The organism is Tropicimonas aquimaris (assembly GCF_042676185.1).
GTDB classification, from domain to species: Bacteria; Pseudomonadota; Alphaproteobacteria; order Rhodobacterales; family Rhodobacteraceae; genus Tropicimonas; species Tropicimonas aquimaris.
In genome coordinates this window covers 275,996-300,038 of record NZ_JBHTJT010000060.1, presented here as the reverse complement: position 1 = coordinate 300,038, position 24,043 = coordinate 275,996, and the positions used below count along the sequence as shown (strand labels likewise).

Sequence of the window (24,043 nt, the reverse complement as noted above, 5' to 3'; positions counted from 1 at the left end):
CAGGGCTATCCCTAAGCCTCCTGGGTCAAGCCCAGGTGTCCGGTCGAAATGGGGGCCAGTTCAGTCCAATATCGCGTCCTTAGAGAATGTCTCCTTCGACGCGCCGCAATGCGGCGCTGGGCAACCAGATCCAAAGTCGGCATTGGGCCGTTCATGTCGGTCTGAAATCATGCTGCGCTCACGAAGTCCGTTGCTCGTCCAACGTCCGGTGAGCGCAGGTATCGACAACCAGAGCGGAACCTCAGCGAGCGCAATCTGTCGTTCCCTGGCTTCGAAAAGCCCGGCGAGATTGCGACCTTCGAGCTATTCGGCCGGTTGAATACACACTCGCCCGTCTACCTGCGCCTGCGCAAGGCTACTTCAGAATTCCACTTGCAGCATTGCCGATGCCTTTGACCGCGCCGTGAGAGGATTTTGCATACGCGCCGATGCCAGCCCCGCCGCCCTTGCCCAGTCCGCTACCGCCCGAATGTCGCATCACCCCTCCAGGACTGCCGAGGAAATAGAATGCTCCGGACGCAATCAGCACGCCGATCAGGAGTTTGCTCATCTGCCAATCCCTGTCTGGTTGTTGTCGGGGATCGTAGCGGGAGATTGTGGTCATTTGGCGGCGCGTTGGCAGGCGCTGCCGCACGTGTGCCAGGACGATGGTGCGCCAAGCCCATCGCGTACACCTGGTTGGATTGGTCTCCAGAGGCAGCCTGCTTCTGCTGGCTTACGACACCGCCTCCGACGGCCAGGTGTTGCAGGTCGCGTGAGCCACAAATCAGCACTGAACTTGAGAAGCCACCCGGTATACTGACCGCTCGGAGATGCTCAATTCCGCAGCGATGGCCCTCTTGGTCATGCCAGCTTCAAGCAAGGCCTGCACTTCGCCGGCCTTGGCGCGTGCTGTTGGCTTGCGACCCTTGTAGCGGCCTGCCTCTTTTGCCTTCTGAATTCCTTCCCGCTGCCGCTCCAGCATTATCTGGCGTTCGAACTGCGCCACTGACCCGAGGACGTTCAACATGAGCTGGCCCGTAGGCGTCGAGGTGTCAAGGTTGAGGTCCAGAATGCGAAGGTTGGCCTTCCGGGCTTCCATCAAATCGACGATCTCTCCCAGGTGGCGGACAGACCGTGCCAGCCTGTCGAGCTTCGTCACGACAAGTGTGTCGCCCTCTCGAACGAAATCCAGTGTGTCCTCGAGAGCCTTCCTGGTTGCCACCGAGGAGACCTGCTCCGACCACACTCGTTCGCAGCCATGCTCTTTCAGGGCATCAACCTGCGCTGCAAGCGAGCGCTTCTGTTCGAGCGTCGAAGTCCGGGCATATCCAATAAGCATTTTCATTGCCTCCATCGGCCAATCAATTCTGTGACTTTGTGGCAGGGGCTCTGCCAAATGCGAAAGGCGACCCTATTGGCGGGTCAATCTCGCCAGACACAAGCCTGCAAATAGGCCTTGCCCTAGTGTCAGGATGGCATTCCCCTGACACGGCGCGTTCGCGGCACTGCCTGATCCTCAAGAAGCGCGTTCTGGACACTGTTCCAACTCCGCCTCTGCCAGCGCGTCGACCTCACGAGCCTCACGAGCCAGCTCGTTGATGTATTTTCGGACCTCGGTCCATTCGCGGGACCGCATGCCGTGCTTCCACGACGGGTGTGTCGGCCCCGCCTTGTGACCACCTCCTGCCCCATGCATCCGGCAGACCTTCCAGCCGTTAACGGCCGGGGCCTTGCAGCGCTCCCCCGTCCGCTTAGAATGCGCCTTGCACCTGGGCGCCTGATTGGCCGCGTGCATGGGGTTGTCGTCATCTTTCTTCATTTGCCCTCCCCCCGGTTTCGACATTGCCGACGATTGCCTGCCCGCCGTTGCCGACGTTGACGTGCTGAACCGTGACAGTCTGCTTGCCGCCGCTGCGATGCTTCCGCAGGGCCTCCATCTGCGCGGTGAATGTCCTGGCCAGCTTGTTGAAAGCCCGTTCATGGGCTTCGAACTGGGACAGGTGCTCGGCATTCGCCATGCGTCCGCCCTGACGGATCAGGGCGACATGGGTCACCGCCATCTGCACGGCCAACATGCGCTCGAACGCGTCGCGGGGATCGATATCGCGGACAATTGCCGGGATGAACCCCCTCACGTCGTTTGCGCCCGGCTGGACCTCTTTTGGATTGAGGGTCATGTACCCCTGGTTGAACAGACCGTCGTTCACAGCCGGACTCTTGCTGCCGTAGATCCGTTCCAGGGCGTCTTTGCCGTGCTGGGTTACGGCGACGGTATTGCCATCATTGGTGAAGCTGAACAGGTCATATCGCGGCTGGTCGGGCCTCTTTGGTTTCGTCTCGTCCTTAACGTTCTCAGGGACCTTGTCGTTCATTGGGTTACCCTTTTCTGATGGATTTGCGGACCTTCCGGTCACGGTGTCCGGCCGCGTCCGTACGGCCGATGGATGCAGCTGGCTCGCGGACACGGCGCCCATACCTGCCAGAGAGGTGGGCACATTCTTCGAATTCCGTGATGCGCGCTTCGGTAACCTGCATTTCAGAAATCCAGGTTGGGGTCGGCGGGAGGCCGGCAGGCCCGCGGGTGGGTTGCGATGGCGGTCTTGAAGATCGCGCCGTTCGGCCGCTGCCAGTGCAGGACCATGGCGCCCCGTGGGCTGGGAGCACTGATGCATCGCTCGATGCGGATCAGCGTCGCGCCGTCGCGCTCGGTGCCGAGTAGCGGGATGGATTGGCATCGAACCATCGGTCAAACTCCGTATGCTGTGAGAGAGGGGAAAATTCGGGTGGGCCGTTCCGGCGCCGTCGCGTTGCCGGGCATTGGGACCTGCTCGGCGAAGGCTTCTTTCAGCCATCGCGGGGGCATTCTCCCCTACCCCCAAACCTATAGGTGTTTGGGGGTTTTGGGGGGCGTGCTTTGCCCAAGCACTCAAAACCCTATTTGGGGGATTTTGGGGGTTTTGGGGGATCATATCGCAGCCCTTCGGATGACCCAGAGCTTGCCGTCGTTACGGCCGATGAAGCCCTTGCTGCAAAGGTCGTCCATCGCGCGGCGGATGTGCTCACGGCGCTTGTCCCTCCCGCGTTCTGGTGGATCGATCAGCCCCAACGCGGCGGAAATGGCCGCTTCGGCCTCGACCACGGCGAACTTGCCAATCTCTGGCCAGCCCGGCCCGCCGGGGTTGCGTTGGCACCCGGGTTCTGCCGCCAGGATTTCGACGGAGCGAAGCACCTTTTTCTGCACGCGGCCGAGCTTGTTGCGCTCGCCCGATGCCTTGACCTCCGCAGCATCAGCCGGAACGGGCACCAGCGAGCCGACCTGCTTGCCCTTCGGCGTGGTGCCGAGGGGAACAAGTTCCAGGTTGAAGGCGAACTGCAGACCGTCCTCGCCGTCTCGCTGCTTGGTGACGGTCAGGAGGCGCCCCACGTCTCTGCGCTCGATCTTCAATTCGGCGTCCACCGCCCCCAGAAGAGAGCTGTGGCCGCGCATCCCTGCGGCGAGATCCTTGCCGCTATGGTGGATCACCAGCGCCGCCACGCCGGTCTTTCCCCGCAGCGCCTGCACCTGATCGACGAAGCTGCCCATGTCTTCGGGGCTGTTCTCATTGCCTCCCGCGAAGGCTCGGTTGAGCGTGTCGATGATGATTAGCCGGATCGTTGTTCCGGTTGCGGCTTCCAGCTCTTCTGCTGCCTTTGCGATCAGCGGGCCGTGGCCGTCCTGCGTCCGCAGATTCAAGCCGACGCTGACAAGGTGGAAGTTTTGCAGTTCCGCCGCCGGGTCAATCTTGTGATGCTTGCAGTAGGCCGCGACGCGGTTCGAGAACCTGCCACCACCCTCCAGGGCGCAATAGATCACGCCGCCCTTCTCAACCTCCTGTCCGAGCAAGGGGACGCCCCGGGCGATGCTGAGTGCCGCCGACAGCGCCCAGAAGGACTTGGCCGAGCCGGGGGCGCCGTAGAGTGCCGAAAGACCGTCAACGGGCAGAATCTCGTCGATCAGGTAACCGTCATCGAGGTTAAGCGTTGCCGCCGCGCCACCGCTGCGAATGCCGAGCGCCGCGGTGGCTGCCCCATGCGGGGGCTGCTCGCCGCTGTCGGCCTTGTGATTGCTGTCTCCCTGGCCAGCCTGCTGCTGCCCGGAATCGCACCGGCTGCCGACACCCTCGAAGGGGTTGCGCCAGTCGGCCTCTTGCTGGTTTAGCCCGGCTTCCTTGGAGTAGGCCCGCACGGCGGCCGCGAAGTCGCCCCCGTGGTCGTGGTAGACGAAGAGGTCGAAGGCATCGCCTGTCGAGTAACCGGCCGCCGACTTGCGACCGACGTCGTCCATTGCGCTGCCCATGTAGACCCAATACTCGCCGTAGTCCCGCAGGGCGAAGGAGCCGCTGGTCGAATCCGGCGAACGCCAGTCGCGGCCGTTGCGGCTTGGGGTGTAGCCGTAACGCCCCAACAGGCCCTCGATGGTGTGCGCCGCGTTGAAGTGATCCACCGGGCTTTCGAGGCCCTTCGCATCGTAGCGGGCGAAGCGCTCTGCCTGCCTCCAGGCCCGCGCCTCCTGCGCCGCCCGTTCGGCTTCCCGACGCTCCGCACGCATCGCCTCGCGGCGCCGAATGACCGGGTGGTCAGGCGTCAACTCGACGGGGGCCAGCCCCTTGAGCGAGGTGAAGTAGTAATCGCCGCGGTTCGGCAGGAAGACCAGTTGCGCGGTGCGCTCCAGCGCCCGGTCGGGGCGCAGGCCATGCTCCTCGAGCAGGTCATGGACGGACTCCATCGTGTCGGCCCAATCGCGGCCGGGGATGCCGTCGGCCAGCGGCAGCATCACCCGCGCCTTGGGGTTGGCCTCGGTCGCCCGGCTGCTGCTGTAGTAGAGCCGCTTGGCGTCGTCGCCGAAGATTGCCCGCAGCGCGGCGCCGATCTCCTTCGCCGTGCCGGCGGGCTGCTCGGCCGTGCCGTCGAAGTCCAGGCAGATCATGCCAAACTCGCCGCGCTCCCGCTGCACGTCGAAGACGCGGCCGTCAAAGCCGCAATACCGGCTCGGGATAATCCATTGCGCCTGCGCCTTCGGGGCCTGCGGCGGATTCTCGGCCATCGCCACGATGTCCGCAAACGAGATCCTGCCGTATGGTTCGCCGGCGTCCTTGTGCGTGTCGTGCTGCCCGCAGCCGGTGCAGAACGCGAAGGCCGGGGGGGTGCCCATATCCATCACGAAATCCCCCGCTTGTAGGCGACGGAGCCGTGCAGATTGCGAGCGCGGGAGCTGGCAGAAACGGTTGCGTTCCCGACCCAATCCACGTTATATTGTAACAGGTGCCTGACCGCGCCTTTTGTGTTCTTTACGCCGCCCAGGTCCCCCGCCTGAGCGGCGTTTCTACTAGGTGGTAGAACACTGCTGGCGTGTCCCAGACGGGCTGCTAACCCATTGGCGTAAAACGCCCTCGAAACGCCGCCCGTGTCCCGCCGGCTGCATTGATTTTGCTGAGGAAATGGTAGGGTCCCGGCGTCCTCGTGGGATCGCCACTATACAGCAGTAAGAAACTGAATTGTAATAATAAAACTTGGAAATCGGAATTTAGTTCCCCCGTTTGTTCCCCCAGTGGAGCGAAGTGGCTAGGAACCGTTGGTGGGCCTCTAGTTGCACCAAGGCCGGGGTAGCCGTGGGCAAGAGGTTCGACCACAGATGAACTTCGCCGCAAGTCCCTCGGCTATGAGCGTGGTTCCCACATCGGTTCCATCAACACGAAGGTAGGCGCAGGCGCGGCCATAGTTGCACCGGTTGGTTCCCTGAGTCCCGGGTTTGCAGGCGCATGGCACGAATTCGACCTCCGCGAACTCGGCGTTGGTAAGCAGATCTTTCAGGCGCGCGGTGGCTTGCTTGCCAAGTTCGTATCCCTTTGCGCACACTGGTTCGTACGTCTCGGGTGTATTGAAGCCAACGAGCCGGATCCGCTGTCCGCCGGAACCCAAACGAATTGTGTCGCCGTCGATGACCCCAATTTTTGAGGGGTCAACCGCCGAGGATGGCCCGGAGGTACTTCTCCGCTGGGAAAGCTTTGGCCTGGGCGAGACGGATATTCCGGCGCCGTCCTTCTGTACCACGGATGTTCCAGCATCCACGCCGGCAGTAAACTTTACACCGGAGACGGCATCGAACAGTCCGTCCAAGCTGACGTTGTCAAAAAGTTGCCAGGCCGAGAGCGCCACAATACTTGCGGCGACCGTAAGCAGAACCCATGGGTGCCATTTGTCTCGCCAAGGGGGAAAGGTGGTCACCTGCCGCTGGGTTCCTCCACGTTGCCGGCCAACATCACGACGGTGTTTGCTGGTTGCGCGTTGCTGCTTTGTCCGAAGATCTATCACAGTGCCGTCTCGGGTATCGTACTTGGAAAGCGTCTCCTGCAGCTTTGCGAACTGACGCGCACTGAGCCGCGAGCTTCCCCAGGACTGGGTTAGCTTCCGGCGAATGTCGGTAAGGAACCTCCGCTCCCACTGGTTGAGCTTGGCACTGGCGAGCGCTCGCTCGATCCGCAAGAGCGCTTGTTTTGCTTGTTCTTCCGTCACGGTCCAATCTCGCGCATCAAATGGTGCGCATTTCGAAAGCAATAGGTCTGTCGAATGGGCACATAGCATGAAGTACGGACATTGGGCACGTCACGCCGGTGCGCGACATTCCTTCAACAAGAAGAAGTCTCGTCCGACGGTCGGACGGCAGATCAAGCGAGTGCCGAATGTTTGAATTGCGGATGCATCCAAGTACCGAGCCGGCCGGTCTCCATTTCGTGCAGTGCGGGGATCAAGACGCCCCCCCAAAAAAAGACTGGATCCTCGGAGTGTAGTGGTCGATTGCGGGCTAACCGCTTCGGGACGGCGGCTACTGCGGTCAGGTGGCCCACGGCAATGTCACGGATTGCGCCGAACCCGGAGTGATGGGACGTCCGATGATGTGTTTTGCCGAATGGGAAAACTCACCCCGCTCCGCTTGGCCATTTTCGCCACACTCTAAGCGAGAATACTTGACCCGGCTTCCAAGGTTGGCGCGCTGAAAATACCCTGCCGTCATGAGCTGGAGAGCGTCCTTTCTGAAAGGCCTAGTGCCATTGCTTTGTGTATGGTGCGGCCCATCTTGGGCTGGGGATCTTTTCGGTCCCGAGGAGTGCGCGATTGTTGTGGCATCGCGTCCCAACACGGTGGAGGCACGAGCCTTCATTGAGCAAAACGGCCTACAAGAAAACGCTCGCGTGTTCATGAGTGAAAGCGGGTGGCTCGCAATTGTAGTCGGCACGGTTCCGACCGAGACCTCGGCAGCGCGGATTAAGGCGTTGGCTACCAGCGGCAAGATTCCCGCCGACTCTTTCTGTTCGTCTGGGCGGGGTTTCACTCAGTCGATTGATTGGCGTTCTGACCCTCCCACGCTACAGCGAGCAAATGCGGATCTAGAGGCCCCATTTGATGCCAGGCCGTTGACTTGGGACGAGAAACGGTTTCTTCAGGCCGGCTTGTCATTGCTCGGCTATTATAACGGCCTGCTTGATGGTGCTTGGGGACGTGGCAGTCAATCAGCGATGGAGGTGTTCGCCTGGGAAGTCGCCGAAACCGAACCCTTTAATGCTCACGCTGCGATTCTGGCATCGATCACCGAGCAGGCACTAAAAAATGGAGGGTGGCGCATCCGCTTCTTCCGAGATTTTGGCGTCTCCGTGGCGGTTCCGGATGGGAGCGTTGTTCGCACTCAACGAAGTCCAACGACCGAGGTGTGGCGAGACACTCAAACAGGCATCGAGTTCGGGTTCGGGGTGTTGAGCCAAGCCCAGGCTGAGCGCTTGCACTCTGACATTCTCTCTGAACACGTTGGGAATAATGAGCCCTATGTCGTTCGTGTTGAGGGCGCGGCGGTCACATCGGTCGATACGCAGGTTGGCATGAAATATGTCAGAAGCCGCTACATGGAAGGGAAATGGACTTCCGTCTCGGTCTTGGTCCCTCCAGCTCATATCGAGGTTGGGGATTTTGTTGTCGCGACGATCAGTTTCGGACCCCAGGCGCCATTGAGTTTGCCGAAAGGAGGCTACCTCGACAGGTTGGCCACAGAAATGTCAAAAGCTCTCGATGAGCCTGTCCCACCTGCAACCGTTAGTCAGGAACCCCGGTCAAATGAAGTCACACGCCAGCCTGTTGTGCGTGGATCTGGAACGGCGTTCTTGATCAATGACCAGGGCGTGGTACTGACGAACAACCACGTTGTTGAGGGATGCAACTCCATAACAGTCAACGGACAGCCTGCCAGCGTAATTGCGGCAAGCGAAGAGTTCGATCTGGCAGCAGTCAAGACAAGCATCCCGATGGGTGCGTACCTGGTGTTTGCAGAGAAGGCCGGCGGCCTGAATTCTGACATCACCACAGCCGGCTTTCCGTTACACGATTTCCTCGGTGGCTTGAACGTGGAACGTGGGACTGTCTCGTCGCTGAAGGGCCTTGGGGGCGACCTGAAGACGATGCAGATTTCGGCGCCGATTCAACCCGGAAACTCGGGTGGGCCGGTGGTCAACTCGCGGGGTGAGGTCGTGGGAGTTGTGGTCTCTAAGATCAAGTTGGACTATGCGATGGAGGCCTACGGAGTGGTCCCGGACAATGTCGGTTTCGCGATTAGAGGCGAGGCTGCAAAAATGTTTCTTGGCTCCAACGGTGTGGCTTTCGATGAAGCTGCCGCAACTGAGCCACTGCCTCCAGAAGCATTGGCTGAACGACTTCAAGCGGCAACAGTTCTCCTAGAGTGTGAGTAGTCGCCACTCGTGCCGTATGGGTCTGAAAAAGCCTCCATGGAAGGCAAGTGGCGCTAGCTAGTAGTCGCTAATACAGAAGACGTTGCCACTCGTGGTATTGAGAATGCAGTTCGCTGGACCGGTCTGGGGTACAGACGTGGCGGGGCTGCCATTAAGTCGAAATGCTCCCGAAAAATCGTCGTCGCGTGCTTCGATCTCGACCACTGTGCGAGAACCCGAAGGCCAGTCGAACAAGTGCTGAGAGCGTGGTCCCTTGCCGTCGCGAATGAGAAGGACTTGCTGGATGCAGGGATCGTCGTCGACTAGAGCGCCGTCTGAATCGAACACTTGGCAGTGCCGCAGTTTTACTGCCTCTGGAGCGTTGCCCGCTATCAATGGGAGCGCGCGCAGTTCCGTTGCCGGGTGATAGAAGGCAAGAGAGGCGAAAGACCAGCGGCCGTAAGGCGTGCCACATTCACCGAGTCGGATATTGGTTTGCTCGTCGGTTCCGCAGACCATCGCCGAACCACCGGAAGGCACTACCTCACAGGTCACATTGCTATATCCACTTCGAAGGCTCGTGACTTCGAAGGCTTCTGATTGCGGGTCCCAACGCACGCCGTCTACAGCAGCTTTGATGGTGTAAGGATTGACCGGTGCGAGTCCGAATATCTCATTGCCGACAAGACCGCTCCCAGCGAGTTCCGTCGTAAGAGAAACGCCTGCGGCCAAAGCGTTCTCGCAGGCAAACAGCAAGTGCAATGAGCCAATTTCTTTCGGTTCAGTTACTCCATCGATCCCGATGTCCCAGTGCAAAGCATGTTCAACGGTGGAGATGTAGAAAAGGTCGTCTCCTGGCGTGCCAGTAATTCTCTGCATTAGGTCCGGCTCGATCATTCGGCCAGGTCCCCATGGCTCTCGCTGGTTGGCGAGTGTGAGGAATTCGAAGATAGTGCTCACGCCAAAGTCATAGCTGTCTTCAATCTCGCCCGACGTGAAGGAACCAGCTTCTTCAAGTGTTAGATACGGGCGATGAAACCCAAGTCGGGCTGTGGCATGCATTCTTCTGCTTAAACCTGCGACCTCTGAGCCCCGGTAATTGCCCATCATAAACATTATTGCGCAGATTGAGTGGCACTCCGCACCTGCCCGGATTCGCGTGCTGACCCCCTTCTCAAGAAAGAACGCAGCCATCTTCAGACCTTCTGTTACACTCCCGCCAGGGCTATCAAGGCAGACCACAGAGTCGCTGGTGCTTTCACCGTCTTGCACCACAAGGTGTTTCTCAAGCGCAGATAGCTTCTCAAAATCGCCGCGCTCGATTGGTCCGGAAATTTCAACCCGACACTCAATGTCCTGAGAGCGCGTAACTTCTGCCGCCTGCGCGGTGGCCGGGAGCGTCAGAGCGGAGATTACAACGACGCCGAGATGGAAAAGATTTCCGTCCTTCAACACATTCTCCTCGGCAGATTGGGTAGGACATTCACAACCGTTTCCATCCGCCAAATCAACGTGGATGCTTCAGTTCGGTTGGGCTGTGTCACTCCGCCGCCACCGTTTCCGTTGCGCCTCGGCTATCCGCAGCCGCCCTTCCTCTGTCTTCGGTCCCGTCGACATCCCGCCATGGAACCGGCAGCGCTTCTTCCCCGGCTCGGACTGCGCCTTGCATGGCGTGCCCTTCCTCGTTTTGGCGCCGCAGGCGACCCTTTGGTTGCAAGCGCCATGGAGGATATTGCCTTTGCTGCCTGAGTACAGGCGGTTGAGGTTTGCGGTCTCCTTGTCTCGGTCTAAGACCCCGTGACGCGTGCGCGCGATTAGTGTGCGCGCGATTAGTGTCTGAAAATCCCGCCACCCAAGTGCATCGGCTATCCGCCCTATCGCCCAAGAACGATTGTCGATCTCGGCCTTGGCCTCCCAGTAATGGACAGTCGTGCGGTCGACGCCTGCGCGCTGAGCAAGTTCGCGCTGGCTCCATCTCATCTCTCGCCGCGCATTCTTCAAATCGTCGCCCGTCATTGCCTGTTCATCCGCCGTTGGCGCGCCGCACGCTTCCGGCAGCCTTCGCAACAGAACCTGGCGTCGGCCCGACGGTAGAGCGGGATCGGCTCGCAGCACCAAGCACACTTCCATCCGGTCCACCTGATGTTTCGGCTGATGGCCTGCATTCTGGCGATCCGGTTGGCGCGGTTGCCGTGCGACCATACCTCGCAAGTGATGGTGAAGCCGCCGTTCTCGTGTTCCTCGATGTCGAGGCCGAATGGATCGGGTCCGGGCATCTTGATCTTTCTTGATTGCCACAGGCGGGGCAGGGGATTGAAATCAATTGATCGACTGGAGGTAATATAATACCACTCTTCGGGTGGAGCAAGATTGGCGACCTCAACTTAGTGGCAGTGGTCTTGATTGCTTGATGCACGTGTCCGATCCACCGCGGTTTCATGCACATGTCGCCTTCCTGCGCAGAGCCGACATTGGACGGGTTTCTGGCGAAGTCCGTAATGGGATCGGATTGTGTGCCTGCGCTACGCAGTGGTATGACCTGCGTCAACCACTACTCCAAGGTCTACTGGTATCATATTCGGCACATTTCTACTGTCTGACGCCGAGGAGTGTTGCCTTGAAACAGCGTTGGGGAATGACGGTTGCCAGTTTTCTGGTCGGCGCGCTCACGCCGGTTGTGTGGTCGGTTGTTTGGTTCTTTGGCGCCGCCATCGGGGGCCGGCCAGATCAATCAGTGATCGGCTTTTTGTCAGTGGTCCTTGGTATGACTGCCGCATCCTCTGCACTGAACTTTCTGCTGGCTTGGATTGCCGTTCGCGTGTTCGGTTTCGTCAAGGCGCTCTGGTTTTTCATCGGCCTTGTTTCCCTGCATCTAGTCGGGGGATCAGGAAGTGCCTTTGGATTGTCGACAATCTTCATCATTTTGACATTTCCAGCCCTCGGCACCGTTGCCCTCTTGGGGCAGCAACGTCCCAGTGGCAAACCCGCACCGCTGTTTTCGGGTCGATCCGCCAATGCAATCCTCGCCGCCTGCATTGCCACCTTTGCTGTTGTTCAAATTAATTACGAACCACGTCAGTACACGAAACTGCATTTCTTGGTGGACGATAGCCCACCCGATTTACGGGCCATCGAACGGACAATCGCGGATGGGGCGGATGTCCACGCGCGCGCCCCGGGTTACGGCTACACGGCACTACATCGTGCAGCGGCGAGCGATAGCGCCGAGGTGGTACGGTTGCTGCTCGACGCTGGGGCCGACATCATGGTTTTGGACGACCTTGGGAATACGCCACTTCATGACGCTGCGAGTAGAAGCGCATCCGTAGAAGTAATTCGTGAGTTAATTGAAGCGGGGGCAGACATCCATGCCACCAATGAAGCAGGTTGGACACCGCTGCACCGCGCGGCATTCGGAAAAAACGAACCGGAGATTCTACAGGTTCTCCTCGATGCAGGGTGTGATCCCAATGCGCTAGATGAGGGCGGGTTCACGCCGCTGCATGAAGCCGCAGGCCGGAAAAATTCGGCACCGTTGATTGTCGCGTTGGTCAAAGCGGGCGCAAAAATCGACTTACGCAGTAAGAGAGAACGAGGACTGGTCGCCCCCATACACCGCGCGGCTCAATACAGTACCGCTGATGCGGTTGCGGCACTGATCGACGCTGGAGCCGATGTCCGTGTTCGAGATGCCGAAGGCCAGACTCCATTGCACTACGCCGCCAGCCGCTACCTCCATTTCAGAAGTACTGTGAAGCCTGCGGATACAGAAAGGCTTGAAGAGGATGCCTTGATCATCCAGGAGTTGATACGAGCCGGCGCGGATCCAAATGCTCAAGATGACCTAGGGAACACTCCTCTCGATTTGGCGCTTGCCAGTCACAAAAAATCAATCGTTCCAGATGCACTTCGGTCCCTCGGAGCTGAGCCAAGTGAGCCGGGAGGATAAGCCGTCAACATTGTGTGTCGACCGGAACACCACTCGCCGGGCCTTCGGCCAGAGCAGCGGCAAGATGCGTCCACGGGTCTGACCCGGATTTGGACAAATCGTTTTTGGCGACGGCTCCACCCTATAGCGGACATCCGACCGATTTCGTCGAATGTCTGCGAAGTCGGCAAAGCCGACTTGCTGGCGACATGGCCGCTCGGTGTCTGTGTGCTCGGTCCGACAGGTCCGATGACTGCGCTTAGCCGCCGTTGGCCCGATATCGGGCAAGGTCTGCTCAGCGAAGGAAAAACCAGCCAAAATCATCTCTCTGTCAGAAGCAATGACCTAGATCAGAGCTGTTCCTACTTGCGAAATCTACCTTTTCACAATGCCTGAGGGAGAATCGAGATGTTGGATTCCAGAGATGTAGGCCGTTGCCTGCTGGCGACGACACTGTGCGTATTCACCGTTCCCGCGGCGTTGGCACAGGATACGACCTTTGGCGAGTATCTGTTCAAAAAGAACTGCGCGGTCTGCCATGGCGCTGCCGCGGCGGGCGACGGCCCAGTAGCCGAGTTGTTCCAGACCAAGCCGAAAAACCTGCAGCTTCTTTCCCAGGAGAACAACAGTGCGTTCCCATTTAGTGAGGTGTATCGGTCTATAGACGGGCGGAAAGAAATCGCCGGCCACGGAACTTCCGAGATGCCCGTGTGGGGCGATCTGTTTTATGCAGAGGCTGTTCCGGACACGTTCCACCCGGGGATGGACGCCGACGAAATAGTTCAGGCGCGGATTCTCGCATTGGTGTACTTCCTTCAGACTGTGCAGCAATAATTCTCCGACCGCTCCTTTAAGCGGGAGCGATGATGTGCACGCTTCGGCATTTCCGGCTCGCGGCGGTGGTAGCGGTTAGCGGTTGGATCGGGCGCGGCGAATGTCCGGTCGCTCGGCAAACTTGTCCTTCCGGCGCGCGCGCCAATGCTGGTGCACCGTCGTCGACGACGACGCAAGCGAACTACGCATTCCCGCCGTTAACGATGCCTGAGCGCTTCACAATCTCATCATCGCCAATGCAATCGTCGTCTGCCGGAAACCGCCTTTTGTGGTCGGCGCGGCGAACGACTGTGATAACCCAAGACCTACGAACGTTGACGTGGCCAACGCGGACCGCGCTTGTACTTATCGGTGTCCGGAACCAAAGGAGAAGGTGCCCTGAATAATTCCCTCAATAGGCATGCATCCATTTTCTTCGAAGTAGCGCCAACTTGTAGCCGCGAATTCTCGAGGTGCAAATGAATAGACGAAGATATTAATGTTGTCGCGAGTTGCCTCCCAGTCAGCGCTAGTTTCATCGAGAAGGCGTTCCCGGTATTGGAGAGGCATGCCCGCGAACTCCAGTGCGGCGGCCACGAACTCATGGTCGACTAATTGGACGTCTCTTTCCTTCAGAGCTTGCTGTAGCAGCGCGTGAGCCATTTCGTGTCGTAGGAGAGAGTTGAACACGATTGCCCCAGACAGCACGGCATAAGGATCGTCGGATTGGAGCTTTTCGATCAGAAGCTCCGGTCGAACAATTTCGATGCGATTCCCTTCGCAGATGGCAAGGCATCGCTTGACAGGGTGGGCTGGGGTATCGACGAGCAATATCTCGATGGGCTCTATCTGAGCGAGAGCGCAAACCGAAGCTGCATCGCGTGCGGCGCTAGCCGCGTGACAGACACGCTCGAGTACTGCCTGACCCGGCGCGTCAACCCGGAGCATCGGGTCGGGGCAGGGCACGGGATCGGCAAGCGTCCCGCCAGGAGATACAAAGGCCACGAATACAGCGGCGAGAAACCGATGGAGGGGCACGCTCTCCTCCCAAATTATCGTTAAGTGATGGTCCGCGGGGAAGCAAAGGTTGTCATTGCGCCAGATCAACCGGTGTCGTTCAGAGGCGGTCCAAATCCGGCAAGAGCCCTCATGATAATGGGCTTCCGCCCAAAGAGTGTCTGAAATGTCTGCTGACACAAAGTCGGCGGAGTCCGTTTTGAACGTCCGGTCTTCGCTCACCCGTTCGAACACCGAGCACTGTCTCCACTTCAGACGGCTTAAGCAGCGACTGGCGACAAGGTTGGCAAATTTGACCTTCGGCCGTAGCCGTCAGGCATGCTTACGGTCAAGCCGTCAAGCTTCGCCGCATAGGGCCGCGCCGTCGCGCTTATGTTCACTCGGTGATCGACGGGTTTGAGGGAGACAAAGCCATGGATGGACCGAAGGCCGGACAACGTGTGCTGAACGACTGGAAGAATGCTCGGCTAGCTCGGAGCTACTTGGTCTCACCAGACCAAGTTTTCCCGCTGATCTCCACTGAGACCGCATAGCGACATCAACGCCAACCTAACAAAGATGAGCTCGGACGCCGCCGGGTTGCTCGCTTTCAGGGCGCTCGGAAAGATTTACTTTGCATGAAAGTTCGTCGCCCTCATGTTTTTGAACAAAGTCAGGAGGACCTAACCTTCTCCGCAATCACCTTTGCCGATTATATCTGAGTATGTGCAGTTCAACTTCTCGCATAGTCTTGGCAACTCTTCAGCATAAAGCCTTTGACGTCCGAGTTCGATTTGATTGATCCTGTACGAGCCCTTGTGTCCGAGAAAAGCTGCCAATTCACATTGCGTGAGCGCCAGTTCTTTGCGCCGACTTCTCAGTCGCGCGCCAATCTCACGTCGTTCCTTGAACAGTTCGAGGTCGCCCATAAACATAAGAATGTTTGAACTCGACGTATGGTCAAGGACTAATGTGTCATAAGCTCAAGCCCTCATCTTAAACGAGACTGGAAATGGACACGCAGGCCTTCTGTCGGATGACCGCCGAGTCGGCAAGGCGGAGTGATTCGACCGGACAGTCCGGCTTTCGCGGCCGCGTAACAGTCCGGAAGCCAGGGTAGACAGCTAGCTGCGCAGTGTTGACCTCTGGCCGGATCACTCAATGTCCGGTCTGGAGGAATCGAGGACCGTTGAGGCAGATCATAGCACTTACCCAGCGTCAGGTTTAGACTCTGAATTGCATCAAGGAATTTCGACCTGAAAGGAGGGCGGATTTGTGTGGTGTGCTCGGAGAGCCCGCTTATATGCAATAGAATTTCTTGCACTGGCGATTCTCGCCAATGGTACGGTTTTGTTCGCGGAAGAGACACCTTGCGTCACGTCTATGGCAATCGTGGACACCAACGACGAATTGCTACAGGAGCGAGTTTGCGAAATCGTTGCGTCAGCTGTTCCAAAGCTAGCCGAGTGTGGCCTGAACCTGATGTCCCCCGTAGCGATCAGTTTTTCAAACAAACTGGACCACTCTAGTGGAGTGCATTTCGGAATTTATCATCTAGGCAAGAATCGGATTGAACTGCTGGACCCGAAGACATTCGAACAGGCATTCAGAAGATCGGAAACTTGGACTGCAGTTCCCTTGGCCGAACACTTCGAAGCAGTTGTTGTCCATGAATTTGCCCATGCGCTTGTCGACCAGAATGCTGCAATACAGCGGGCTTGCATTGCTGATGATGAGTATATCGCCTACGCGATGCAGATTGAGAGCCTATCGGAATCCACCCGATCAGTTCTGCTAGCTGAAGTTGGTGCATCGCCTCCAACCTCAACACAAGAAATAAACTCACTCGTTCTGGGGTTCTCGCCGGCTGACTTTGCTGTCCGGTCATGGCTGCATTTTGCGGAGCCAGAGAATGGATGTGCTTTCGTGGAAAAGATCATCCAAGGAGAAGTGACGTTTTTCTTCCTGCCGGAATGAGATTGAACTCAGACAGCAGCGCACCATGTTTTTGTTCGGTCGAGCAACCCCGCCGTTATCGGACGATCCAAACCTAACTCCAAACACCCGTACCGGACTACCAATCGCTGCTTTAGTGGAAGAACTTCGTAGCGTTCATTGTCTTTTCGCCGCGATTGCGACTGAGTGGCTTGATCCGCCTCAGCGACAGTCCCTGCCTTTGGAGTGACTATGCCCCACTTAAGCGGAGACCAGCCCTTGAGACGGAGAGCCTCCATGTAAGTCATTGTCTAGCTTGTCGTTTATTTGTCGTCCTCGACGGTCCTCGTGGCAGAAGGCACCATCTGCCCGAGAAGTGACGTGATCGCGTTGAGCGCCGATGAGAGCGCTGAGGGTATTTGTGAAGCGGCTTTGGTGGGGTCAGAGCAGCTGGCAAGCTGCATTCTGACGGTACCAAGCCCGGTGACGGTCGAGATCACGCATTCGATACCAGGCAATTGAGCAGTAGGCCACATGGGCAGCGGAAGCCCGGTCGCTGCGCTGAGCGGACGCTGGGCTGTTCTAGACAATGTCCGTTTTGGCGTACTACTCTCGCTCTTCGACTTTCATCTCGATTTGGACCGCGAGGTCTCGGCTTGAATGACGACTCAGAAAGCCTTCGCCCGATATGCAGGAGAAAAGGCCGTTCTCTGGATCGATCCTTCCCGGATCGACACCACCATCGGGACCAAGTGGCCTGTGGGAAAGCGCAAGATCCGGCAGTTGAGAAAGTATTTGCATCCCTCCGTTTCAGATCTCGCCCGTCCATGGTTCAAGCATCGCGAACCGTTTTGCATCCCAGCCAACTCCTTTGGATCACCGACTGCAATCATTTCGACGGAGCGTTACCAGCGGATTGCTGAGTTTGTTCACCATTCTGGCAATGTGCGAGAAACGCTGTGGTACGAGATGCTCATGAACGAACTCAAAAAGGATGGCATCGCTCGGCACAAAGAAATCGAGATGCTGTGCGAGGACGATATCGTGGCATTCCTACAGGGATACGCGCGTGACCTCGTCTCGAGCATCTTAGACTATGGCTTCAAACCAGATTTCACTGGCTATGAATCCACTGCACTGCTCGGCCCCGATGGCACGCTCCACAAGTCTGGGTCCGGCAACCACCGTTTCTATATCTGCAAGGCGCTTGGCATTTCGAAATTCTCGCTACGCGTCGTGGGGGCACACGCCGCATGGCTCGTGAGCGCCGGTCTTTCTGCCGATATCGCGTCCGATGCGACTCTAGAAGCGTTGCAGCGGGTCGAAGCGAACCACAGATAGCTTGGCAACACGGAAAAAGGTCAGAATTTAGAGCGGTCATCTGATCATTTTACTCAGATGTCTCCATGCTCGGCAAAGCAGTCGCTTGTTGTGGATTGCGGCAAGTTGGCGGCCAAGCCCTCTCAGAACAGGGAGCAGGCTGCCCCCTTGATCCCAAAGCAATCATGGTGCTGTATTGCTTTCGAACAAATCATGAACAATGGCGAGCCATGCCCAGACGCGCACGACCCGGAAGCATCAACGACCTTCTGCCGGACGATATGGTGCCATGGGCACGGGAGGTCTGGCAGGATCGCTATGACGTTGCCATGCTCGACAGTGGCGCTTGGATGCTGAGGACCGCGGCCGACGCGCTGGGCATCGACCAGCTCGAAGTTGACAAGGTGTTGAAGCGTTCAGACTGAGTCTTCCGGAACCACCCATCTCTGCGTGCTCCCGTTCCAGACCCTTCCGTTCGGTCCATGCCTTTGCCAATCCGAGAGCCGTCGGTACTCGTCAATGGATACGACGCGGCCTGTCCACGTGCGCGGGCGACCCGCGGCAGACAGGCCATGCTGGCAATCGGTGGGAGTCGAGAGCGGCGCTGCCGTTTCGGGATTTGGAACCTCTGGCCGTGCTAAACGTGCTAAACGTGCTAAACGGTGCGGCTCGGTTGGGGGCGGATTAGCACGATTAGCACGTTTAGCACCGGTGTGGGTGTCTGAGACCGGGTTTTCGTCAGAGACAATTTCCGCCAATGCGCGCCTCGCATCAAACAACATGTGATGGCCTCACAATCCGATAGGCTTCCTTGCGAGCGGTCCCGCGGACATCCGTCCCTGGTTCCAGAGGCACCAGCCAGCCGGCTTCGACCAGAGTTGTGATTGCTCTCTTGGCCGCTGGGCGTTCCCTCAACGCCCGAACAGGTGCCCTTTGCAGGATGTCTCCCGGAAGCACCTCTGGCTCGGGCCAGTCGCCCAATAGCCAAAGGCGCAACCGTTCGGCCATGTCGATCTCGGCCGATACAGTCGCTGCGTCCGCGAGCCTGACGGCTTCGCCCAGGTAGAACTGGGCCAACTCGATGCCATCGGCCATCGTTTCGCCAGTCACCTCCGGTGCGTGCAGGTCATGCCAGAGCGTCAGCACGCCAGCTATTCGTGCCGCCTGTTCTGCTGTCTTCGAGGCGGTGCCTCCAGCATGGGAGAACTCGCCCCCTGGCGCTTGTGCCTGCTCGACCAGATCCGCGAACTGGACCAGGAGTGCTCGCGCCCTGGACGACAGCGGAAGCACGCGCGGCTGCAACTCGCGAGTTGTAGCGTCCATGGGCAGCGGAGCCATAAGGATACGTCGCAGGTTCGTGGAGAACTCAGCCAACGCTCGGTCATCCCGCCGGGAGTGCGCATGCAGGCGGGTGCCGATTGTGCTGGGCGGCTCGCAGACGAGAAAGCGGGCGAGGAAGCCGGTGTCTGCCGCCATGGGGTCTGCCATGAACGTTCGGGCCACACCGGGTTGCACCATGAGGTGGGCCGCCAACCTACGTCCGTACAGCGTGAGCGAGCCATCACCCTTGCGCGTGCGCCGGATAGGGTTGCCCTGCCAGAGGTCATTGAGGGCCGCGAGCGTCTTCTGGCGGTTGTCACTGTTCATGGCGTGGCCGCCGAGAAACTGGCCGGCCTCGTCAGAGAAGATGCCGAGGCTTGGCTGGCCTTCCGCGAAGAGGCGCGTGAGGCCTTCGAATGTCGGCTCGGTCACGACGCGTTCGGGTGACGCTGGTGCTGGAGGTTCAGAGCCAAGTGCATCGAGATCGGCGCGCGCTGCCACCCGTTTCTCGCCCTTGCCTTTTTTAGCGTCCGCCAGGATGCGGTCGCGCTCGCCCTTCCAGATGGATTGCTCATTGTTCCACCGGGTCATCTCGTCCTGATATGCTTCCGCCTGTTCCTTCTCGAACTCCCGCAGTTCGGCGATGAGAGGGGCATAGCAGGCGGACTTGCGTTCGCCAGACTGGGCGATGGTCAGGGCAAAGAGACTTGTCGGCCTCTTCCCCCCAAGGGTCTCCACGTCCGCATGTCCCTGCACGGCCAGCGAGGCGACCGTCAGGGCAGATTGCGCCGGCAGAGCGATGGGCGCCAGCGTCATGCCCTGGACGGCATCCACTGCCTTCCTGAGCGCGCCCAGTGCCTCGACGGGGTAGGGGAGGCCGGACGGCATTTCGCGCACCAGCGGGTGCGGACCTTCGGCGCGGTGGGGATTGGGCTTGTACGCGTTCATTCTGCCATCTCCCGTTGAAGGACGTCATTGAAGTCCAGCCCATCGCCGGGGTCTACGGTCGAAACCACCCAGCCAAGGGCATTCGCGCGTTCGGCCAGGGTGTACGCCGCTTCGCGTCCGGCCGCGTCGCCGTCGCTGGCGACCACCAGCTCGTGCGATCTGTCGGGCAACCTCAACCCCGCCATGCCGGAGGCAGACAAGGCCGCCCAGACAGATCCACAGCGCTCGAGGATGCCGCAGGAGAGGCTGAGAGCGGTTTCGATGCCCTCTGCCACGACGAGTGGACCTGTTCCCTCAACCAACCGGACGGCGCCGCCTTTGACGCTTCCGAGCATGGCCTTGTTGGGCCGCACGTCGGATTTATCGGGGGTCAATGACTTCAGATAGATCCGGTGAACGGCGAAGTATATTTCGCAGTCAATACGCGCGACCAATGCCGGCAGGCGCTTGCCCGTTGCGTGCCAGCAGGTGGGATGGAACCGCAACGTATCCGGCAGGGCGCAGGTGATGCCCCGCTTGCGCAGGTAAGCCTCCGCCAGCGTGCCGCCGATTGGCACGGTCTCCTTCCAGCAGAACTCGGCCTGAGCGGAGCGTTTGACCGCTTCCGCCTCAATCTCGGCCTTCTGGCGAATGATGTCTGCCGCGCTGGGCGGGCTATAGGTGCCGTGTCCCGCGACAACGCCCAACCCTTTGAGGCTGGACAGGATGTCGGAGAACACGCAGCCCTTGAAGCACCACAGCAGGAGCGAACCGTTGGCACCCTGTTTGATGGAGAGAGACGGATTGCGCTTGTTGGTGCCGTTGCAGGCGGGGCAACAGGCACGGCCGTATCGACCGTACCATTTTCCGCCCAGCGCGCGGGTGATGGTGTGCGCGTCACTCATATCGCGCCCTCCGCATCGTTTCGGGCTCTGGGAGTGCCAGATTTTTCCGCCTCCCGGCTCCCCGGTAGGGTCGGGTGCCGAGCGCCGGTCTCTGGAAAATCGGCCTCCTGACGCGCCTGATTGAAGCCCCTTGGCACCATACCCATTCGGAGCGGCCAGAGCGGGCAATCCGTCTGGACGCACTTGCGGACTTCTTTCGCGTCGAACGCGCAATCGAGGCACTTGGCGCGGATGGCCTTCAGTCCGATCAGGAACGGGTTGCCCCGCCAGTCATCGGATTGGATGTCTCTCGGGTCTCGGCCAATCACGGCGCCGCCGTCGCTGGCGAAGGGAGAGACCTGCAGGAGCGGGTTGACGAAGGGTATGCTCATGCTTTCACCTTGCGCTCAGGCGCTCCGAACGTGACCATCTCCATCGGATCGTAGAAACCTGCGCCCTCAATGCGGGCGAGCGCCCGCCCGCTGTCATCGCGCAGTACTCGTACCGGATCGCAGTGGCAGGGATGACCCTCGTAGATCCCGCACCAAGGGTCGTGCTGGACTTCGTAATGGTAGAGATTGCCGCGCTTGATAAGTCTGCGGCAGGCCGCGCGCCATTTTCGGCGTTGGTGGCGTGTATTCATTGGCTGATACCCCTTGGGGAACAGGGGCGCTGCGGATATATTGCGAGCATTGCCACATGCCGCAAACCTGTTCCGCCCGCGCCCGATTGTTGGGTGCGGGTGAATTCAGGCGGTCGTGCTTTCCCGGCTGTTCATCCAGTCGATGATGTCGCTCTCGCGCCATCCGACCGCGCGCTTGCCGAGCCGGACTGGCTTGGGAAACTCGGGGTCGTGGTGTGGGCTGCGCGGGTCCATCTTGGCGTAGATGGTGGAGCGGGAAAGGCCGGTGCGGCTTTCGACATCAGGTCTGCGGAGAATGAACTGAGGCATTCTGGATACTTTCGCTTCGGCCACTACAGGATTGTCGTGGCTTCTTGCGGAAAACTATCCGGATCGGGAAACCCGTCTACTCAGGTGACAATGAGGAAAGTAGCCCCATATTCGTCGTTTCTACATGCCGCAAATCGGCTTCGGTGATTGCGGCAATTGCGGCTTCCGCCGGCCCTCTCAGGTCCGTTGCATGCCAGCCGAGGGCATCAAAAACCGAACGCAACGCGGGGGTATAATCTCCGGACAATCCATCCGCACCCGCTGCGTAGGTTGGGCGCTTTCCTGTTACTTTCGCATATAGAAGCGCCAGTTCTCGGGCGACCGCGTGCGCTGCTTCATTCCTAGGGCGACCCGGCCTGTGTTCACGTCTGGATAGCTCCTCGTTCAGCGCCGACACCTGCTTTTCTGCGTTCACAGCAAGTGCTTTCGCGGCAATGAAACCCGAAGTCACCGGTCCAATTTCTGCTATTAGCCGTTCCTCCAGTGATGCAATGTCACCTCGAAGTGCGTTTTGGTTCAGCCAGTTTTCTTTTGTGGCCAGTCTCTCTCGGTCGAAGTAGGTCATGTCCCTGAGAGCTTCGGCCAGTGCGTTTGAACGAGACACGATCTCAGTGTAGGCTGAAATTTTTCGTTCAATCTCAGTCTTATGCTCTATTAGCGATGCGGTCGCGACCTTTCCAAGCGGATCTGCGGAAAACATACCAATTGGGATTGTCCCAACTTGCTTGCCGTCACGCACCAACGGGATTGGATCGCGCCGTTTCAACTGAATTCCTGTCCAACGACCAACCTCTGAAAGAAGTACGTCCTTTGCCCGGTATATTGCATGCTGTTTTTCCGCAAGTTCTCGAGCCTCCCGTTCGATTTCGGCTCTGAGCGTTTCAGCAGAGCGGGTTTTGTTCGTCTTTCGATTCAAGTCTGTCATCTCAGTCTCACGATCAGGGAATCACTCGTAGCCAGATGAAGCGCCCAATTCTCCATCAACTTCCGCCGCTTCTCGAACAGGTCGGAGCGGGCATAGGCCTGCTCGACCGCATCGCCGGTCTTGTGGGCCAGCGCCGCCTCGGGGACTTCACGCGGGAAATTGGTGCGCTCCTGCGCCCAGGTGCGGAACGAGGTGCGGAAGCCATGAATATCGGCCTCGAAGCCGAGTTCCTTTACCAGCTTGGAGAGCGTCATGTCTGACAGAGGCTTGCCTCGTATGCTGGGGAATATGAGCCCGCTGTCGTCGCGCAGTTTCTCAGCTTGCCGTAGGATTTCCAGCGCACGGCTAGACAGGGGAACCCGGTGCGGGCGCTTCATCTTCATCCGCTCGGCCGGAATCTCCCATGTCGCGGCGTCGAGATCGATTTCATCCCAGTGGGCCATTCGCACTTCTCCCGAGCGGCTGGCGGTCAGGACCAGGAACTCGATCGCGAGTTTGGTTGCCGTCCAGGCCCGCGAGGCATGAACGGCCTCTAGGCAGCCGGCAACATCGGCGTAGTGCAACGCTTTGCGGTGTTTCGGCTTCTGTTCGACGCGGGGCAGGGCCAACGCCTGTGCGATGGACGGGTTGGCGGTGCACATGCCCTCGGCGATGCCCCATTTGAAGACGAAGGAAACCCGATAGATGAGCTTCTTTGCCACCCCCGGCGCCTTCTCCCGGGCGGCGAGGATGGCTTGCCGAACATCCGCGCTCGTCACCTCGGGAAGAGGCACGGAGCCGAAACGCGGGAAGATGTAGGTTTCCAGCGTCGAAAGGAACGCCGCACGGTCCTTTGGGTTCTTCCATGTCGGCGATAGCTCTGCGTGCGTCCTCTGTGCTGCCTCCTTGAAAGTAAGGACAGCACGCGCCCTGCGCTTCTCAGCCAAAGGATCGCCGCCTGATCGTGCAACCCTCTTGTTGTTCAGCGCTTCTTCACGGGCTTCAGCGAGCGAGACGACAGGCGGGCTGCCCAGCCCCAGTTCCCGGCGTTTCCCGCGAATGACAATACGCTGAACCCAGAAGCTACTGCCGTTGGGCTTCACCAGGAGAAAGAGTCCGGTGCCCTTGGCGTCGTGATACTTCCCGGGTTCCTTGACGGAGTTAACAAAGGCCGCGGTGAGAGACTTCTGCTTCGGCTTGGGCAGAGAGGTCATAAGTTTCCCCCAATCGTTCCCCCATAAAATCGTGGAACATGCCGGAACATTCAAGCCATTCTCGGAGTCATGTTGTAGTAAAATATATTTATATCAACGGCATTCAGGTGCGCGCCGG

At 59.1% G+C, this 24,043-nt stretch carries 22 protein-coding genes; 6 read left to right on the top strand and 16 right to left on the bottom strand.

All coding sequences use genetic code 11. The annotated features are described in order from the left end of the window. Positions 1-355 precede the first annotated feature (355 nt). The 6 genes from ACFQ2S_RS24665 to ACFQ2S_RS24640 all read right to left on the bottom strand — a co-directional run bounded on the left by ACFQ2S_RS24665 (position 356) and on the right by ACFQ2S_RS24640 (position 6,534). Positions 356-550, bottom strand: a complete 195-nt coding sequence (locus ACFQ2S_RS24665; protein WP_386079371.1) for a hypothetical protein — start codon at positions 548-550, stop codon at positions 356-358. A gap of 216 nt (positions 551-766) precedes the next feature. Next, positions 767-1,321 (bottom strand): recombinase family protein, encoded by a 555-nt coding sequence (locus ACFQ2S_RS24660; RefSeq protein WP_386079391.1) that lies wholly within the window; start codon positions 1,319-1,321, stop codon positions 767-769. 466 nt (positions 1,322-1,787) lie between these two features. Next, on the bottom strand, positions 1,788-2,354 hold the full coding sequence (locus tag ACFQ2S_RS24655; protein WP_386079368.1) for a hypothetical protein: 567 nt from the start codon (positions 2,352-2,354) through the stop codon (positions 1,788-1,790). Between the two features lie 164 nt (positions 2,355-2,518). Beyond that, positions 2,519-2,725, bottom strand: coding sequence for a hypothetical protein (locus tag ACFQ2S_RS24650; protein ID WP_386079367.1), 207 nt, complete (start codon positions 2,723-2,725; stop codon positions 2,519-2,521). Between the two features lie 222 nt (positions 2,726-2,947). Continuing rightward, positions 2,948-5,179, bottom strand: coding sequence for an AAA family ATPase (locus ACFQ2S_RS24645; protein ID WP_386079364.1), 2,232 nt, complete (start codon positions 5,177-5,179; stop codon positions 2,948-2,950). Between the two features lie 425 nt (positions 5,180-5,604). Beyond that, on the bottom strand, positions 5,605-6,534 hold the full coding sequence (locus ACFQ2S_RS24640; RefSeq protein WP_386079361.1) for a thermonuclease family protein: 930 nt from the start codon (positions 6,532-6,534) through the stop codon (positions 5,605-5,607). Between the two features lie 605 nt (positions 6,535-7,139). Here ACFQ2S_RS24640 and ACFQ2S_RS24635 point away from each other — a divergent pair. Further along, positions 7,140-8,753: a trypsin-like peptidase domain-containing protein gene (locus tag ACFQ2S_RS24635; RefSeq protein ID WP_386079358.1), complete on the top strand. Its 1,614-nt coding sequence runs from the start codon at positions 7,140-7,142 to the stop codon at positions 8,751-8,753. A gap of 57 nt (positions 8,754-8,810) precedes the next feature. Here the strand turns inward: ACFQ2S_RS24635 and ACFQ2S_RS24630 are convergent, their stop codons facing one another. Beyond that, positions 8,811-10,184, bottom strand: a complete 1,374-nt coding sequence (locus tag ACFQ2S_RS24630; RefSeq protein ID WP_386079357.1) for a COG3904 family protein — start codon at positions 10,182-10,184, stop codon at positions 8,811-8,813. Positions 10,185-10,253: 69 nt separating this feature from the next. After that, entirely contained in the window at positions 10,254-10,748 is a 495-nt protein-coding gene (locus tag ACFQ2S_RS24625; RefSeq protein ID WP_386079355.1) for an HGGxSTG domain-containing protein, read from the bottom strand. Positions 10,749-11,349: 601 nt separating this feature from the next. Here ACFQ2S_RS24625 and ACFQ2S_RS24620 point away from each other — a divergent pair. Together ACFQ2S_RS24620 and ACFQ2S_RS24615 are read left to right on the top strand one after the other, a co-directional pair. Beyond that, positions 11,350-12,681, top strand: coding sequence for an ankyrin repeat domain-containing protein (locus ACFQ2S_RS24620; protein ID WP_386079352.1), 1,332 nt, complete (start codon positions 11,350-11,352; stop codon positions 12,679-12,681). Between the two features lie 387 nt (positions 12,682-13,068). Beyond that, on the top strand, positions 13,069-13,494 hold the full coding sequence (locus ACFQ2S_RS24615; protein ID WP_386079350.1) for a c-type cytochrome: 426 nt from the start codon (positions 13,069-13,071) through the stop codon (positions 13,492-13,494). A 345-nt stretch (positions 13,495-13,839) separates the two neighbouring features. Here the strand turns inward: ACFQ2S_RS24615 and ACFQ2S_RS24610 are convergent, their stop codons facing one another. Continuing rightward, the gene (locus tag ACFQ2S_RS24610; protein ID WP_386079347.1) at positions 13,840-14,724 is read right to left on the bottom strand and encodes a hypothetical protein; all 885 of its coding nucleotides are present in this window, start codon (positions 14,722-14,724) and stop codon (positions 13,840-13,842) included. Between the two features lie 428 nt (positions 14,725-15,152). Continuing rightward, positions 15,153-15,398: a helix-turn-helix domain-containing protein gene (locus ACFQ2S_RS24605; RefSeq protein ID WP_386079344.1), complete on the bottom strand. Its 246-nt coding sequence runs from the start codon at positions 15,396-15,398 to the stop codon at positions 15,153-15,155. A gap of 454 nt (positions 15,399-15,852) precedes the next feature. Between ACFQ2S_RS24605 and ACFQ2S_RS24600 the strand changes: the two genes are divergently transcribed. From ACFQ2S_RS24600 to ACFQ2S_RS24590, 3 genes are all read left to right on the top strand, one after another. After that, the gene (locus ACFQ2S_RS24600) at positions 15,853-16,446 is read left to right on the top strand and encodes a DUF6639 family protein (RefSeq protein WP_386079342.1); all 594 of its coding nucleotides are present in this window, start codon (positions 15,853-15,855) and stop codon (positions 16,444-16,446) included. A 618-nt stretch (positions 16,447-17,064) separates the two neighbouring features. Next, the gene (locus tag ACFQ2S_RS24595) at positions 17,065-17,745 is read left to right on the top strand and encodes a hypothetical protein (RefSeq protein ID WP_386079339.1); all 681 of its coding nucleotides are present in this window, start codon (positions 17,065-17,067) and stop codon (positions 17,743-17,745) included. Positions 17,746-17,810: 65 nt separating this feature from the next. Then, the gene (locus tag ACFQ2S_RS24590) at positions 17,811-18,149 is read left to right on the top strand and encodes a hypothetical protein (protein WP_386079336.1); all 339 of its coding nucleotides are present in this window, start codon (positions 17,811-17,813) and stop codon (positions 18,147-18,149) included. Positions 18,150-18,495: 346 nt separating this feature from the next. Here ACFQ2S_RS24590 and ACFQ2S_RS24585 read toward each other — a convergent pair whose 3' ends face one another. The 6 genes from ACFQ2S_RS24585 to ACFQ2S_RS24560 form a co-directional block, all read right to left on the bottom strand. Next, positions 18,496-19,992 (bottom strand): YfjI family protein, encoded by a 1,497-nt coding sequence (locus ACFQ2S_RS24585; protein WP_386079334.1) that lies wholly within the window; start codon positions 19,990-19,992, stop codon positions 18,496-18,498. Further along, positions 19,989-20,876, bottom strand: a complete 888-nt coding sequence (locus ACFQ2S_RS24580) for a DUF7146 domain-containing protein (RefSeq protein WP_386079331.1) — start codon at positions 20,874-20,876, stop codon at positions 19,989-19,991. The genes ACFQ2S_RS24585 and ACFQ2S_RS24580 overlap by 4 nt, the downstream gene beginning before the upstream one ends. 367 nt (positions 20,877-21,243) lie before the next feature. Further along, positions 21,244-21,498: a hypothetical protein gene (locus tag ACFQ2S_RS24575; RefSeq protein ID WP_386079328.1), complete on the bottom strand. Its 255-nt coding sequence runs from the start codon at positions 21,496-21,498 to the stop codon at positions 21,244-21,246. A 105-nt stretch (positions 21,499-21,603) separates the two neighbouring features. Continuing rightward, a complete protein-coding gene (locus ACFQ2S_RS24570) occupies positions 21,604-21,807 on the bottom strand; it encodes a helix-turn-helix transcriptional regulator (protein ID WP_386079325.1) in 204 nt (67 codons plus the stop codon). Between the two features lie 76 nt (positions 21,808-21,883). Continuing rightward, positions 21,884-22,732 (bottom strand): hypothetical protein, encoded by an 849-nt coding sequence (locus tag ACFQ2S_RS24565; RefSeq protein ID WP_386079322.1) that lies wholly within the window; start codon positions 22,730-22,732, stop codon positions 21,884-21,886. Beyond that, on the bottom strand, positions 22,729-23,925 hold the full coding sequence (locus ACFQ2S_RS24560; RefSeq protein WP_386079319.1) for a tyrosine-type recombinase/integrase: 1,197 nt from the start codon (positions 23,923-23,925) through the stop codon (positions 22,729-22,731). Before ACFQ2S_RS24560 ends, ACFQ2S_RS24565 begins: the two co-directional genes overlap by 4 nt. Positions 23,926-24,043 lie beyond the last annotated feature (118 nt).

Coding starts and splice junctions, on each gene's coding strand:
- ACFQ2S_RS24575 (WP_386079328.1), bottom strand. CDS start 21,498: ATGAATACACGCCACCAACGCCGAAAATGGCGCGCGGCCTGCCGCAGA.
- ACFQ2S_RS24570 (WP_386079325.1), bottom strand. CDS start 21,807: ATGCCTCAGTTCATTCTCCGCAGACCTGATGTCGAAAGCCGCACCGGC.
- ACFQ2S_RS24565 (WP_386079322.1), bottom strand. CDS start 22,732: ATGACAGACTTGAATCGAAAGACGAACAAAACCCGCTCTGCTGAAACG.
- ACFQ2S_RS24655 (WP_386079368.1), bottom strand. CDS start 2,354: ATGAACGACAAGGTCCCTGAGAACGTTAAGGACGAGACGAAACCAAAG.
- ACFQ2S_RS24660 (WP_386079391.1), bottom strand. CDS start 1,321: ATGCTTATTGGATATGCCCGGACTTCGACGCTCGAACAGAAGCGCTCG.
- ACFQ2S_RS24665 (WP_386079371.1), bottom strand. CDS start 550: ATGAGCAAACTCCTGATCGGCGTGCTGATTGCGTCCGGAGCATTCTAT.
- ACFQ2S_RS24645 (WP_386079364.1), bottom strand. CDS start 5,179: ATGGATATGGGCACCCCCCCGGCCTTCGCGTTCTGCACCGGCTGCGGG.
- ACFQ2S_RS24615 (WP_386079350.1), top strand. CDS start 13,069: ATGTTGGATTCCAGAGATGTAGGCCGTTGCCTGCTGGCGACGACACTG.
- ACFQ2S_RS24590 (WP_386079336.1), top strand. CDS start 17,811: ATGCTCGGCAAAGCAGTCGCTTGTTGTGGATTGCGGCAAGTTGGCGGC.
- ACFQ2S_RS24585 (WP_386079334.1), bottom strand. CDS start 19,992: ATGAACGCGTACAAGCCCAATCCCCACCGCGCCGAAGGTCCGCACCCG.
- ACFQ2S_RS24650 (WP_386079367.1), bottom strand. CDS start 2,725: ATGGTTCGATGCCAATCCATCCCGCTACTCGGCACCGAGCGCGACGGC.
- ACFQ2S_RS24560 (WP_386079319.1), bottom strand. CDS start 23,925: ATGACCTCTCTGCCCAAGCCGAAGCAGAAGTCTCTCACCGCGGCCTTT.
- ACFQ2S_RS24605 (WP_386079344.1), bottom strand. CDS start 15,398: ATGGGCGACCTCGAACTGTTCAAGGAACGACGTGAGATTGGCGCGCGA.
- ACFQ2S_RS24595 (WP_386079339.1), top strand. CDS start 17,065: ATGACGACTCAGAAAGCCTTCGCCCGATATGCAGGAGAAAAGGCCGTT.
- ACFQ2S_RS24625 (WP_386079355.1), bottom strand. CDS start 10,748: ATGACGGGCGACGATTTGAAGAATGCGCGGCGAGAGATGAGATGGAGC.
- ACFQ2S_RS24580 (WP_386079331.1), bottom strand. CDS start 20,876: ATGAGTGACGCGCACACCATCACCCGCGCGCTGGGCGGAAAATGGTAC.
- ACFQ2S_RS24600 (WP_386079342.1), top strand. CDS start 15,853: ATGGCAATCGTGGACACCAACGACGAATTGCTACAGGAGCGAGTTTGC.